The following is a 342-nucleotide window of genomic DNA, read 5'->3' as shown; positions in this document are numbered from 1 at the left end:
CCTGTCGATCCCGTCGGGCGAAAAGGGGCGTTCGGTGCTCGAACTGACCTGGGCGCGGCCGACGGCGGAGTTCAACGGCATTATCGGCGGCTATACCGGCAAGGGCTTCAAGACGGTGATCGCGGCGGAGGCCTCGGCCAAGGTGTCGTTCCGCCTCGTCCACAAGCAGGACCCGGAGAAGATCCGCGCCGCATTCCAGGCTTTCGTCAGGGAGCGCATTCCGGCCGATTGCTCGGTCGAATTCCACCCGCATGGCGGCTCGCCGGCGATCCAGCTTTCCTATGACTCGCCATTCCTGGCCAAGGCCAAGGAGGCGCTGTCGGATGAATGGCCGAAGCCGGC

At 65.5% G+C, this 342-nt stretch carries 1 protein-coding gene; it reads left to right on the top strand.

The genetic code is table 11. The features are described from left to right. The coding region (locus tag EN845_RS34205) for a peptidase dimerization domain-containing protein (protein ID WP_148671816.1) at window positions 1–342 on the top strand (342 nt) is incomplete at both ends.

Origin of the sequence: Mesorhizobium sp. M8A.F.Ca.ET.202.01.1.1 (assembly GCF_004791595.1) — a bacterium.
Lineage (GTDB): Bacteria > Pseudomonadota > Alphaproteobacteria > Rhizobiales > Rhizobiaceae > Mesorhizobium.
This window is presented reverse-complemented; position numbering and strand designations above follow the sequence as displayed.